The organism is Sporosarcina luteola (assembly GCF_007991495.1).
Classification (GTDB): Bacteria; Bacillota; Bacilli; order Bacillales_A; family Planococcaceae; genus Sporosarcina; species Sporosarcina luteola.
On the sequence record NZ_BJYL01000020.1, the window covers coordinates 98,693 to 111,777 of the forward strand.

Consider the following 13,085-nt stretch of genomic DNA (forward strand, 5'->3'; position numbering starts at 1 on the left):
TGGAATTATTATCAACTACCCATCAAGCCTGAGCTACGTAACCGTGCTTCTCCAACTCAGCAAATACAGGCTTCAGTTGAATATATCCTTCCCCGATCACTTCACCTTGGACCATCACAAGCGGGTAGAAATAGTCATCATTCAATACTTGTTCAGCGATGCTTTTCTGGTCAGGATTTTCGATTTCGGACTCAATATCGATATACTCAATGTCAACCGGCTGATCGGGATATTTCCTGTCGATTGCAGCTTGCAGCCATTCGTATGTATCTTTCGAAGAAGGTGCATTAACACAACTTGCACAAATAATATCCGCTCCGTAAATTTCAATCTTCACTTTGCTTTTCCCCAATGAAATAACCCCTTCCAATTTCTCTATTGGATTTTTTCTGAAATCCAGTTTATAATAAGTATAATGAAAGGAGAGAGATATTACAATGACAGATACAGCAATGATGGATCCCGTACAAGAAGTTTTAAATAAATTGCGTCCATTCCTACTTCGGGATGGTGGAGACTGTGAGCTCGTTGATATTGAAGAAGGGGTTGTCAAGCTACGCCTTCTAGGTGCTTGTGGTACATGCCCAAGTTCGACAATCACATTAAAAGCGGGTATTGAAAGAGCTTTACTTGAAGAAGTACCAGGGGTAGTGGAAGTAGAACAAGTCTTTTAATTAATAATCGTCATAAAGCAGGCGGACTGATAGTCATTATCAGTCCGCTTTAGCTTTTTACAGCTTCTTGTCTTTGCTCCCTAATTTCCTGCCAACGATCTTTAGCTTTTTCAATAATATGGGGTTCGGTTGACGTCCTTTGACTTTCGATGACGCGTGAAAAATTGCGGACAGCACTATCCATATCGCCGATTTGGTGTGAAAGCTCTGCCATCATATACAAAACCCTTGTTTCGGACATTTGTGTTCCGACGTAGTCGCTTTCAGAATACGCCTCCGTATAAAAATCGCGTGCAATTGTTTTAAACCTTTTCTCCGATCCAAAATCCACCAAATCATTGTAAAGCCAGGCAATCCTTAATGTGATCCCCGCGATTGTCAAAGGCTTTTCTTTCTTGACCCTTGCACTGACATACGCAAGCTTATATGCTTCGATCGCTTCCTCAATCGTCCGCTCTTCTCCGAATGAACGACTGTTCCAAAAGGAAGTGATTGATTTCCCGATTTGCTCCTTCACACCTGGTGCAAAATAAGTTGAGAAATCATCTGTAAATGCAAATCCGCAATGTGGGCAGACTGCTACATTATATAAAATCGGATAGACTGAAGAGTTTGCATAGACGGGCTTGAAGTCGGTTTCATGCTTTACAACTCGGACAAAGCGTGAACGAATTTTCGTTGTTGTGAATTTTTCCCCGCAATTCAAGCATGCCGTTTTCTTTGCAAAAGTAGGACTTATTTCCATTTGACATCATCCTTTCGCACTATATTTCTATTATACCCCATTTTTACTGGATTGGAGCAAATAATTGCACAATCGGCAAAATCATTGCTATGATAGAAGAAAAGCAGGAAGGTGGATGTAAATGACACAGTACGTTGAAATTACTGAAGCTGCAGCTTATCATGTGAAGGAAATGATGAAGCACAATGGCGAGGAAGGTTCGTTCCTTCGCGTAGCCGTCAATGGTGGCGGATGCAGCGGATTAACATATGGTTTAGGATTTGAAGAAAAACAAGCTGAAGACGATTATCTTTTATCACAGCATGGAATCCAGATTGTCGTGGCGAAAGATGATGCTGGAATTTTGGAAGGTACAAAAGTCGACTACAAAGAGTCTTTGATGGGCGGCGGCTTTACCATCAACAACCCGAACGCAATCGCTTCATGCGGCTGCGGGACTTCGTTCAGAACAGCGAAAAAAGTCGGTACGCCACAAGCGTGTGATTAATTTTCAATACTCTCCTTCGTTTAGATAACCCATTGGGACCTATCTTCACGGAGGAGGGTCTTTATTATTATATACAGTTTAACAATTTTAATATTAAGTATTGAAAAGCCCTCTCAAAAAGGCTACTATTGTATAGTAGAAGTTTGTCGAATAGAGGCAAATGCCAGGACTGAGCAAATCGACGTATAGCCCGGTTTATATCGGACCCGGCACATAATAAATTCAAAGGTGGTTTCGATTTTCGTGAAAAGACCGACAATCTTAGTGTTAGGTGCGGGTTACGGTGGCTTATCCACAGTTGTCAACTTGCAAAAATCCATTGGCGCTGACGAGGCTGATATTGTACTCATTAATAAGAATGATTACCATTATGAGTCCACTTGGTTGCATGAAGCGGCTGCAGGGACACTTTCTCCTGAACAAGTTCGTTATGACATAAAAGATGTCATCAACCCAGGAAAAGTTAAATTCGTCAAAGCCGAAGTACAAGCAATCGATATTAAAGGCAAGGTCGTCACGACAAATGTCGGTACGCATGCTTACGACTATCTTGTCATCGCTTTAGGTTTCGAAGGTGAAACGTTCGGCATCACTGGTTTGGACAAATATGCATTGTCTATTGCTAATGTAGATGCAGCACGTCAAATCCGTGAACATATTGAATACCAATTTGCAACATGGTCCCTTGAAGATGAAAAAGACGATAGCAGATTAACAATCGTCGTCGGTGGAGCAGGTTTCACAGGGATTGAATTCCTTGGTGAGCTTGGCAACCGTGTACCTGAACTTTGCAAGGAATTCGATGTTCCTGCTGAAAAGGTACGTGTCATTTGTGTAGAAGCAGCTCCAATGGTATTGCCTGGATTTGATCCAGAACTAGTGGACTATGCGGTTAGACAATTAAAAGCAAAAGGAATCGAATTCTCAATCGGTACTCCGGTTGTTGAAGCGACTCCTGAAGGCGTCAACATTAAAAAAGGCGAAGATGAATTCGAATTCATCAAAGCCGGCACTGTCGTATGGGCAGCGGGCGTTCGTGGAAACCGCTTGATCGAAGAAACGGGCATTGAAAACATGCGTGCGCGTGTTAAAGTGGATAAAGATCTTCGTGCTCCAGGACACTCAGACGTATTCATCGTCGGTGACTGTGCGTTGATGATTAATGAAGAAATCAATCGTCCATATCCTCCAACTGCACAAATCGCAATGCAGCAAGGTGATATGTGTGCAAATAACATAATTGCATTGATGAAAGGTAACCGAACTGCCGAATTCGTACCGGATATTAAAGGCAGCATCGCTTCCCTCGGTGATGATGATGCAATCGGTGTAGCATTCGGTAAGAAATTGATGGGCAAAAAAGCATCATTCATGAAAAAAGTGGTTGATAACCGTTCCCTCTTCATGATCGGCGGAGTAGGCCTAACTCTTAAAAAAGGTAAGTTTAACTTACTGAAATAAGCGAACTTATATGATTAAGAACTACTTTTGGATTGGAACGGAAGGCGGCGACTCCTGCGGGAACAGCACGGGCTGAAGACCCCGGAACGAAGCGCAGCGCAGTGAGGAGGCTGAAGCCGTGCCCGCGGAAAGCGTCCGACTGTAGTGGAAATCCGATTATACTTCAATCCAACATATGTATGTAACACCCGTCTACTATTTAGTGGCGGGTGTTTTTTCTAGGGGATCGTGGCAAAGAAGAAATATAGAAATGTAATTCCGACAAATTATTGAATTGGCATTGTTTTATTGAAAGCCTGTATCCATTCCTGTAAAATGATAAATGGAAAACGGAGGTAGACAATTTGGGAACAATTTCATTGACGCACGTCGTCTTATCCATAATTATATTCATGGTCATGTTTTTCGGAATCGGCTTTTTATTGAATATGCTACTCCGTATGACTTGGTTAATGGCAATTATTTATCCTATCGTTGTAATCCTCATTATCGATGAGGTGGGATTCTTCGAGTATTTCACAAAGCCAGGCTATGCATTCGGACTGTTAGGCGATAAAATCGTTTCCTTGCATGCGGCGGATATCATCATCCTTGCAAGTGGACTAGTAGGGGCTATCATCTCTGGTTTCGTTATGAAACTACTTAGAAAACAAGGGTATCAAATGTTTTAAACAAATCCGGAACAATAAAAGAAGGTTCTCCATAATAGGAGCACCTTCTTTTTCATTAAACGATAAATGAGTAAGTGACGACGGAGATCAGAATTCCTGTCACTGATCCTGCAAAAACTTCACTTGGCTTATGACCTAGCAACGTTTTCAATTCCATTATTTTCTGCTGTCCATCCTTTTGAGGCCAACCTTTTACTTCTGTCACGAACGTCTGGAAGTCCACTCGCATCTGATTAATAATGAGAGCTTGCTGCCCAGCTTGGTAGCGAATACCGGTTGCATCGAACATGACGATGACCGCGAAGATGGCAGACACTGCAAATAACGGGGAGTCCAACCCGACCTCATAGGCAATGGCGGTAGTGAGTGCCGATACGGCTGCTGAATGGGAGCTCGGCATACCACCTGTGGACGTCATCAATTTCCAATCCATTTTCTTCGTCAACAGAAAATGAATAGGGATTTTAACGAACTGCGCGAAAAAAATCGCAAATAATGCCGCAAGGAGCGGAGTGTTTTGCAATAGGGCCATAGAATCCACTCCTTTTCTAAAAAGTGAAAATGTATAGATAGTATACCATAACAAACGAATTGAAATAATAGATACTCCGGAAATCGAATTATTATTATTGGTTCGACAGTTTGTTGGTATATAATAGAGGATGTATGAAAATAGGGAGGTCGTCAAATGAAAGCATCTTTTATTGAACCAGAATTCAGCAATTTGAAAAGTGAAGTGTTAGTCATCGGGGTTCCTGAACACCCGGAAAACGTAGAAGGATGGGACAACTTCGCAAGTTCATTCAGCCCGCGTCTTATGGACTGGATCAAGTCAGGGGATATCCAGTCGGAATTTAAAAAAATCGTAAAAATGCCTGCACTCCATACAGGTGCATATGAACGGGTCTATTTCATCGGACTCGGAAACGCGAAAAGATTAACTGAAGACCGTCTTCGCCAAGTTTTCGCAAGCTTAGGAAAAGAACTAAAAGCATCAAAAACATCCTCTGTATCAATTTGGACAGCGCCATTTACAAATGACGCACTTGCATGTGATGATGTCGTTTTCGCAGCGGCTGAAGGAATCGGAATGGGATCTTATAAATTCGAAGGATACCGTACAGATTCTAACGAGCGGGACGTTGCACTAGAGTCAGTTACATTTTTATCGGGGGCAGACGAAGAAGAGTTGAGAGCAGCATTTGAAGTAGGAAGCACTTATTCGTATGCTGTGAATGAAGCTCGTAATCTCGTCAACATGCCACCTAATATACTGACTGCAACAAAAATGGCCGATTATGCAAAGGAATTAGCAGAAAAGCATGATTTTGAAATTGAAATTTTAGGAAAAAAAGAGATGGAAGAGCTCGGGATGGGCGCCATTTTAGCAGTTAATAAAGGTTCTGTTGAAGAACCGCGCCTCATCGTGTTGAAATACGCAGGGACAGAGCAATGGGAAGATGTTGTTGGCCTTGTAGGGAAAGGTGTAACGTACGACACGGGCGGCTATTCATTGAAGCCGCGTGAAGGCATGGTTGGCATGAAAGGCGATATGGGGGGCGCTGCGGCTGTCCTAGGCGCTATGAATATCATCGGCGAATTGCGCCCGTCGAAAAATGTCATCGCCGTCATCGGTTCTACGGACAATATGATTTCTGGTGAGGCGTTTAAGCCAGATGATGTTATTACGTCCTTGAGCGGAAAAACGATTGAAGTGTTAAACACGGATGCAGAAGGAAGACTTGTTCTTGCTGATGCTGTGACATACGCCAAGCAATCCGGCGCGAACTACTTGATAGATGTCGCTACGCTTACTGGCGGCGTCATCGTTGCACTCGGCAATGATAAAACAGGTGCATTGACGAACAACGAACAGTTCTTTGAGGAGTTCATGCAAGCATCTATGGAAACGGGAGAATTCGTTTGGAGACTTCCTTTAACTGAGAATGATAAAAAACGTATCCGCAAGAGTGAAGTAGCAGACTTGAACAATTCACCCGGCCGTGATGGGCATATGATCTTCGGAGGAGGATTTGTAGGTGAGTTCGCTGGTGACACTCCTTGGATCCACTTGGACATCGCAGGAACGTCTGATGCCTCTGCAGCGCATGATTTAGGTCCAAAAGGTGCCACAGGCGTGATGGTCCGCACACTTGCAACAGTAGTAGAACGGATGGCAGATGCAGGATTAAGCGAATAATAGGCATTCATCCCCCAACACTTCGCCCGTTACGAATAGGATAAGTGAGAAAGGGGGATACAGATGCCACGGCATTCGCATAGGTATGGATATGGACGTAATGAAGGTTTTTTTGGTAACCAAGGATATGGATTTGGAATCGGTGGTCCATTTCTAGGAGGATTAGTAGGGGGCTTCCTCGGAAATGCACTATTCCCAGGTAATTACGGATATAACCAACCGTATGGATACCCATATGGTTATTATCCTTATGGATATGGAGGATACGGCGGATTTCCACCATATTATAACTACCCTCCATACGGCTTCCCTTATTAAAAAAACAAACCCGGCAATCCCACATGGGCATGCCGGGTTTGTTTTATTTTAATCTTTGAGGCGTTCGATATTCTTTTTCTTCGCTTCTTCCACAGCTGCACTCAAGTCATTGTCGACCGTTACGTCAGTAGGTTTAACTCCAGACATATAAGCAGCGCGACCCATTAAATGTCCACCGATTGGTGAAGTGATAAATAAGAAGAGAATACCTAAAAGAAGCTGGATACTGAAATGGCCTTCTTTTAACCAAAAGTGAAAGAAAACTCCAAGCAATATACTTAATACGCCAAGCGTGGCGCTTTTGGAGGCTGCATGTGCCCGTGTGTACACATCAGGCAACCGTAGCACCCCAATCATCGTTACAATCGTAAAAATGACACCTACAGTAAGAGTAGTGACAATGAGAATATTAGCGATTACGGTCACGTTCAATGATCTCTCCTCTCTCAATGAACTTGGAGAATGACACTGTACCGATAAACGACATAATTGCAATCAACAAAATAACATCAATGAAAAAGGGTGTATCGAACAAGATGGAAATTAATGCAATCGCAGAAATGAGCATAACGCCAAATCCATCAAGTGCAATGAGCCGATCGGGTATGGAAGGTCCGCGGAATACACGGTACATAATGCCGACGATTGATAGTACAACGAGGATCAGACAGACCCAAATGAATGTTATCATGCGCGGCTCACCTCCAAAATCGCTTTTTCGAATGAATTCTTAATGGAATCGATTGCTTCGTCCACATCTTCAACATCGATCGCATGGATATAAAGTGTCCGTTGGTCATCGGATACGTGAAGCACGATTGTGCCGGGAGTTAACGTGATTAAGCTCGACAATAACGTTATTTCCCATTCCTGTTCCAACTCCGTTGGCAACGCGAAAATCATTGGATGTAGATCCAATTTCGGGCGAATGACAAGCAAAAGTACCGAAATGTTGGAAAGTATCAGCTCCTTGAAGAACAGAAGTGTCAACTTAATGGCTGCCCAAAGCCGCCAAATATAGAGCCTTGATTTGAAAAAGCGCCGCGTGATAATAATCAAGATTAAACCGATCAAATACCCGATGATAAACGTAGTTGCGGTCAATGAAGAGCTCATGAACATCCAAACGACAGCGATGAAAAAGTTCAATAATATTTGAAATGCCATTGACATCTACTCCTTTAACACCGCATCAATATAGATGGATGGGTCTAGTAATACGTCTGTGGCGTCTGTCATGTAGGGAATCAGCCATTCAGTGCCAACTCCATAGAAGATTGAAAGAACGACCATTGCGATTGCAGGAAACATCATTCGTACATAAGACTTCCGATTGGTTTTAGGAAGTTCAACAGGTTCGCCCCAAAACGCATAGATGAAAATTCTCATGACCGATAGCAATACGATCAGACTGGAAGCGAGCATGATAATACTGCCCCAAACGTTTCCGGCTTGGAAAGCCCCTTGAGCAATTAATAGTTTACCGACGAAACCGCTCAACGGAGGGATACCTGCTAATCCGAACGCAGCAATTAGGAAAAACCATCCTAACGGTGCATGGGTTTTCATTAAACCGCCCATTTTACGTAAATTGGATGTTCCTGTTACGTAAATGATGATTCCGATTAAAAGGAACAAAGCCCCTTTGATCAGCATGTCATGTATCAGATAGAAAATGGCTCCGGAAATTCCGGCTTCATTCATTTGGGCAGCCCCGAAAAGAATAACCCCTACTGCAATGACGATGTTATAAATGATAATTTGTTTTAAGTCAAAATACGCTAATGCCCCTATGCATCCGATTAGGATTGTAAGGATGGACAAGGCCATAAGAATTTCATGTGTAAAGCCTATATTATGTGTGAAGAACAACGTATACGTTCGCATGATGGCATATACGCCGACTTTCGTCAGTAAAGCACCGAACAAAGCGAGTACTGGAATTGGAGGTGCGGCATAGGAGCCCGGCAGCCAGAAATGAAGCGGGAAAATAGATCCCTTTATACCGAAGACGATTAGCAGCAGAACCGCAATCAATGTAATAATGCCCGGTTGCCCAATTTCAGTAATCTTCACCGAAATATCCGCCATGTTCAATGTTCCGACGACAGAGTAAAGAAAAGCGACTGTAATAACAAACAATGCAGAAGACACGACGTTCACAAGTATGTACTTGATGGATTCGCGTAATTGCTTCTTTTCGCCGCCAAGAACAATTAAAAGATACGAAGCGATGAGCAGGACTTCAAAGAAGACGAACATGTTGAAAATATCGCCTGTCGTGAAAGCCCCGTTTACACCCGTGACCATAAAAAGAATAGCAGGGTAGTAGAAAAACCGTTCGCGCTCTTGTCCGATCGACGTGAAACTGTAGATAACGACGAACAATGTTAAAAGAAGTGTTGTCGTTACTAATAATGCCGAAAGCATATCAGATACCATTGATATCCCGAACGGAGCAGGCCAGCTACCAAGTGTAATGGCCTGAACGCCATCCGTCTTAACCGTTATCAATAGATAGAATGATGCAACAAGGCTAAGAACGACGCCAATCAACGTCAACACTCGTTGCATCCTTACGTTTTCTTTGAAAAACAATAATAGAATCGCGAAAAGGAAAGGAATAATGATTGGAAATAAAAGTAGATTAATCATGTTCGTCATTTCCTTTCAATTGATTCATATCATCAGTTTTATGGACCGCATATGCACGATAAGCCATTACTAGAATGAAAGCTGTCACTCCAAAACTGATAACGATTGCTGTCAAGATGAGCGCCTGCGGGAGCGGATCCGCGAAATCCGTAACACCTTCCGCTAATACGGGTGGAGATGCGCCTCCCAGACCACCCATCGTAAGGATGAGAAGGTGAGCTCCATGGCTTAACAAACCCGTACCGATAACGATTTTTAACAGACTTCTTGATAAAATCAAGTAAACCGCGGCAGTGAACAAAACGCCAATTAAAATTGCCATTAACAATTCCATTACGAATCCCCTCCAATTGACTGGATGATTGTAATAGCCGACCCGACGACAACGAGAAAGACTCCAGCATCAAAGATCATCGCTGTATGTAGGGAAGTGACTCCGAATAATGGCAGCGTAAAGTCGTCAAAAGCATGCGTGAAGAACGGTACATCGAAAAAGATCGCTCCACTCGCAGTTCCGAGTGAGAGAAGTAAGCCGATTCCGGTCATAATGGTGAAATTGAAGGGCAATGCCTTTTGCACTGTCTTCAAATCAAAAGCGAGCAATAACAGAACGATCGCCCCTGTCGTAAGCAAACCACCGACAAAGCCGCCGCCAGGCGTATAGTGTCCGGCAAAAAAGATATGGATGGAAAAAAGGAAGATGATGAAAAACACAACTTTCGTTGTCGTCTGTAAAATGACATCATTTGTTTTCATCTGGATCCCCCTTTCTTGCCAAGCGAAGTTTAATCATACCAAGAACTCCAATTCCCGCTATGCTCAACACCGCAATTTCAAACAATGTATCAAATCCACGGTAATCCACTAGGATGACGTTAACAATATTACCTCCGCCGGCTTCAGTCGCCACGGTATCCTTGTAGTACTGTGATATGGAAGCGACCAGCTTCTGTGAGTGGGCTGACAGGGCAACTAATGTCACAGTCACACCGACTCCTAGAGCAATGATGCCGTTTACGATTTTATTGCTTTTCTTCTCGCCGTGGTCATTTAACTTAGGCAAATGTTGGAATGCGAGAAGGAACAGGGCGACAGATACTGTTTCAATGACTAATTGTGTAAGGGCCAAATCGGGAGCTTTGAAAATGACGAAGAATAGAGCGACCGAATAGCCTACAGCTCCTAGTGAAATGATCGCACCAAGTCTTGTTTTGGAGAACAGGACGAAAGCGACTGCGAGCAAAAGGATGATAGCATTGATGACGCCGTATACACTGATTTTCGAAAAACTGTCCATATCGACGACGAATGCATCTTGGATAAAGAGAACAGAGATCGTCGTAACCGAAAGAAATGCGAAAATATATAACAAATATGTCCGGATGAGACCAGTCATATAGAAGCGTGACAGTCGATTCATCCCTTTTTCACTGAACGTCATCGTTGCATCATAAAATGCATTCAATGATAAGTATTCAGGTTGGATCGCGTAAACCTTCTGCCATTTCGATAAAGATACATACAGAAGTCCGCCGATAATGATGATTCCGACCGTCATCCATAATTCCGGAGAAGCGAAGCCGTGCCAAGCAGAAACGTGGACCGCGACCTCAGACGGATGGGAATATTGATAAGGCTGGATTGCCATCACTGCAGGCTTTACAAGCCATTTCCCAACAACGTTCGGTATGAAGAAAATACCGACGACGAGTGTTGCAAGAATTACCGGAGAGATAAGCATCCCAACTGGCGCTTCATGGGGCTCATGCGGAAGAGGCTTTTCTTTTCGCTTTCCGGCAAATGTTTTAAACACAAAGTAGAAGCTATAAATGAAAGTGAACACACTTGCAATCCATGCGATAACGGGGAAAATCACTCCCCAAGTCGCAAAATTGAACAGTTCGAAATGACGGATTGCGAGCATGGACTGTAAAAACATTTCTTTACTAAGGAATCCGTTAAATGGTGGAAGACCCGCCATTGACATAGAGCCGATGAAGGCAACTGTAAAGCTGACAGGCATAATGCTCATAAGCCCACCAAGTTTTCGGATATCCCTTGTCCCCGTTTCATGATCGACGATTCCTGCAATCATGAATAAGCTGCCTTTGAATGTTGCATGGTTGATCAAATGGAAGATGGCAGCGAACATGGCAAAGGAAAAGATGGCTTCATTCGTGTGCATTGTAATAGCGCCTGCCCCGAGAAGGGACATGATCAAGCCGAGCTGACTGACAGTCGAGAACGCGAGTATTGCCTTTAAATCTGTTTGTTTCACGGCAAATAGTGATCCCCAGAACAGCGTCAGTAACCCGATGCCTGTTACAAGCCAAATCCACACTTCGGAAACTGCAAAAATCGGGGTGAAACGAGCGACGAGATAAAGGCCCGCTTTCACCATAGTGGCTGAGTGCAAGTATGCACTGACTGGTGTTGGCGCTTCCATCGCATCCGGAAGCCAAATGTAAAACGGGAATTGCGCTGATTTCGTAAATGCCCCAAGTAAAATGAGGACGAGTGCCAAAGTGAAAAATTCATGTCCGACAAAAGTCGATGATTCTGCGATCAGTTCACGGATGGAGAAGGTTCCTCCCATAATGCCTAGCAGGATGAATCCCCCGAGCATCATTAATCCACCAAACACGGTTATCATCATCGATTTTAAGGCGCCGAAACGTGAACCGTCACGAGTGTACCAATAACCAATTAGTAAAAAGGAAGAGATGGAAGTTAATTCCCAAAATAGGTAAAGGGAAATAACATTATCCGATTGAACAACTCCGAGCATTGCGCTCATGAAAAGCAGGAGATAAACATAGAAATTTCCAAGCTTCTCTTTGTTTTTATCAAGATAAAAGATGGAGTAGAGTACAACTAATGCGCCGATTCCCGTAATGAGCAACGAAAACAGCATACTTAACCCATCAATGTAGGAAACAAAAGAGATGCCGAGCGATGGAATCCATTGCAATTCGGATATGGCATGTCCACCATCCATAGTTGTTCTGATAAACGTCGTATAATAAATGAATAACAGAACAGGTATAACGAGTACGAACCAACCAGTATGTATGCCTTTTATCCTTTTGAAAAGGATAGGTATGAATAGGGCGGCCACGATTGGCAGGAAAATCAATAATACAAATTCCAAGTAAATCCCCCTTCCAATAAGTGAATCATTATTCTAAGCATTGCTTAAAAGTATAACGTAAAATGAGCAGGAATGCATAGGTGACAATTTGCCATTGTTGCGATTTTGGTTTCACTTCCTATATTATAGGGAATGATAAAATATTTGCATTCGGGGTGCCAAATGAGGAATCCTTACCTATTTGGATATTTGCCATTTTTGACGATTATCTTATTTAGTTTGACATTCGGTGTTTTTCTAGTTGGTACATCTATAAGTTTTTTTAGTGAGATTGGTCTTTATGCGGGGATGCGGGAGTTTTTGACAGAACCGCAGCTTAGACTTTTCCTTCTTGTCATTTATTCGCTTGCCTTTTTTATGTTGTTTTCGGCTTTGAAGTTGATTGCGGAAACGATTCATGAGACGGCGATGCTCTTTTTTTCGAAGGATGCAGTGGGGGAGTCGTATAGTGAGGCGAAGAGCGGTAATCTCATTTACTTTTTTGGGGCGCTTGCTTCGGTAGCGGGGATTCAGTCGATCAAGATTCTTTTAGTTGTTTTTCTGTTGACGACGTTCGTTTATTTTGTGTATACCGTTTTTATTCTTAGCAAGTTCATGACGGTTATGAGTACGGTTGGATTGTTGGTTTTTGAGATTATTATATGGGGAATGATTTTATCGGTTATTATTTATATTCTGTTGAAGCTATACAACGGGATTCTTGCTAGTTTGCCGATTGTATAG

Annotated in this window: 17 protein-coding genes; 7 read left to right on the forward strand and 10 right to left on the reverse strand. The window is 42.9% G+C overall.

The window, feature by feature from the left end; genetic code table 11:
- Positions 1 to 22: 22 nt before the first annotated feature.
- Positions 23 to 352 (reverse strand): YuzD family protein, encoded by a 330-nt coding sequence (locus tag SLU01_RS08075; protein WP_147057085.1) that lies wholly within the window; start codon positions 350 to 352, stop codon positions 23 to 25.
- 85 nt (positions 353 to 437) lie between these two features.
- Here SLU01_RS08075 and SLU01_RS08080 point away from each other — a divergent pair, with 85 nt between their 5' ends.
- A complete protein-coding gene (locus SLU01_RS08080; protein ID WP_147057087.1) occupies positions 438 to 674 on the forward strand; it encodes a NifU family protein in 237 nt (78 codons plus the stop codon).
- A gap of 49 nt (positions 675 to 723) precedes the next feature.
- Here SLU01_RS08080 and SLU01_RS08085 read toward each other — a convergent pair whose 3' ends face one another.
- Positions 724 to 1,419 carry a DUF2225 domain-containing protein gene (locus tag SLU01_RS08085; protein WP_147057089.1) on the reverse strand — a complete coding sequence of 232 codons (696 nt, stop codon included), beginning with the start codon at positions 1,417 to 1,419 and terminating at the stop codon, positions 724 to 726.
- A gap of 121 nt (positions 1,420 to 1,540) precedes the next feature.
- Between SLU01_RS08085 and SLU01_RS08090 the strand changes: the two genes are divergently transcribed.
- The 3 genes from SLU01_RS08090 to SLU01_RS08100 all read left to right on the forward strand — a co-directional run bounded on the left by SLU01_RS08090 (position 1,541) and on the right by SLU01_RS08100 (position 4,038).
- Complete coding sequence (locus tag SLU01_RS08090; RefSeq protein WP_147057091.1) at positions 1,541 to 1,906, forward strand: HesB/IscA family protein; 366 nt, start codon at positions 1,541 to 1,543, stop codon at positions 1,904 to 1,906.
- A 243-nt stretch (positions 1,907 to 2,149) separates the two neighbouring features.
- Positions 2,150 to 3,367: an NAD(P)/FAD-dependent oxidoreductase gene (locus tag SLU01_RS08095; RefSeq protein WP_147057093.1), complete on the forward strand. Its 1,218-nt coding sequence runs from the start codon at positions 2,150 to 2,152 to the stop codon at positions 3,365 to 3,367.
- Between the two features lie 344 nt (positions 3,368 to 3,711).
- Positions 3,712 to 4,038 carry a YuiB family protein gene (locus tag SLU01_RS08100; protein WP_147057095.1) on the forward strand — a complete coding sequence of 109 codons (327 nt, stop codon included), beginning with the start codon at positions 3,712 to 3,714 and terminating at the stop codon, positions 4,036 to 4,038.
- A gap of 55 nt (positions 4,039 to 4,093) precedes the next feature.
- Here the strand turns inward: SLU01_RS08100 and SLU01_RS08105 are convergent, their stop codons facing one another.
- On the reverse strand, positions 4,094 to 4,570 hold the full coding sequence (locus tag SLU01_RS08105; protein WP_147057097.1) for a divergent PAP2 family protein: 477 nt from the start codon (positions 4,568 to 4,570) through the stop codon (positions 4,094 to 4,096).
- A 156-nt stretch (positions 4,571 to 4,726) separates the two neighbouring features.
- Here SLU01_RS08105 and SLU01_RS08110 point away from each other — a divergent pair, with 156 nt between their 5' ends.
- On the forward strand, positions 4,727 to 6,238 hold the full coding sequence (locus SLU01_RS08110) for a leucyl aminopeptidase (protein WP_147057099.1): 1,512 nt from the start codon (positions 4,727 to 4,729) through the stop codon (positions 6,236 to 6,238).
- Between the two features lie 63 nt (positions 6,239 to 6,301).
- A complete protein-coding gene (locus SLU01_RS08115) occupies positions 6,302 to 6,556 on the forward strand; it encodes a hypothetical protein (RefSeq protein ID WP_147057101.1) in 255 nt (84 codons plus the stop codon).
- A gap of 48 nt (positions 6,557 to 6,604) precedes the next feature.
- Here the strand turns inward: SLU01_RS08115 and mnhG are convergent, their stop codons facing one another.
- The 7 genes from mnhG to SLU01_RS08150 are packed head-to-tail and all read right to left on the reverse strand — an operon-like array spanning position 6,605 to position 12,362.
- Positions 6,605 to 6,982 (reverse strand): monovalent cation/H(+) antiporter subunit G, encoded by a 378-nt coding sequence (gene mnhG, locus SLU01_RS08120; protein ID WP_147057181.1) that lies wholly within the window; start codon positions 6,980 to 6,982, stop codon positions 6,605 to 6,607.
- A complete protein-coding gene (locus SLU01_RS08125; protein WP_147057103.1) occupies positions 6,966 to 7,247 on the reverse strand; it encodes a Na(+)/H(+) antiporter subunit F1 in 282 nt (93 codons plus the stop codon). The genes mnhG and SLU01_RS08125 overlap by 17 nt, the downstream gene beginning before the upstream one ends.
- Positions 7,244 to 7,723, reverse strand: a complete 480-nt coding sequence (locus SLU01_RS08130; protein WP_147057105.1) for a Na+/H+ antiporter subunit E — start codon at positions 7,721 to 7,723, stop codon at positions 7,244 to 7,246. The genes SLU01_RS08125 and SLU01_RS08130 overlap by 4 nt, the downstream gene beginning before the upstream one ends.
- Positions 7,724 to 7,729: 6 nt before the next feature.
- Complete coding sequence (locus tag SLU01_RS08135) at positions 7,730 to 9,211, reverse strand: Na+/H+ antiporter subunit D (RefSeq protein ID WP_147057107.1); 1,482 nt, start codon at positions 9,209 to 9,211, stop codon at positions 7,730 to 7,732.
- Positions 9,204 to 9,545: a Na(+)/H(+) antiporter subunit C gene (locus tag SLU01_RS08140; RefSeq protein WP_147057109.1), complete on the reverse strand. Its 342-nt coding sequence runs from the start codon at positions 9,543 to 9,545 to the stop codon at positions 9,204 to 9,206. The genes SLU01_RS08135 and SLU01_RS08140 overlap by 8 nt, the downstream gene beginning before the upstream one ends.
- Entirely contained in the window at positions 9,545 to 9,967 is a 423-nt protein-coding gene (locus tag SLU01_RS08145; RefSeq protein ID WP_147057111.1) for a Na(+)/H(+) antiporter subunit B, read from the reverse strand. The genes SLU01_RS08140 and SLU01_RS08145 overlap by 1 nt, the downstream gene beginning before the upstream one ends.
- Positions 9,954 to 12,362 carry a Na+/H+ antiporter subunit A gene (locus SLU01_RS08150; protein ID WP_147057113.1) on the reverse strand — a complete coding sequence of 803 codons (2,409 nt, stop codon included), beginning with the start codon at positions 12,360 to 12,362 and terminating at the stop codon, positions 9,954 to 9,956. Before SLU01_RS08150 ends, SLU01_RS08145 begins: the two co-directional genes overlap by 14 nt.
- A 162-nt stretch (positions 12,363 to 12,524) precedes the next feature.
- Between SLU01_RS08150 and SLU01_RS08155 the strand changes: the two genes are divergently transcribed.
- Positions 12,525 to 13,085: a DUF5366 family protein gene (locus SLU01_RS08155; protein ID WP_147057115.1), complete on the forward strand. Its 561-nt coding sequence runs from the start codon at positions 12,525 to 12,527 to the stop codon at positions 13,083 to 13,085.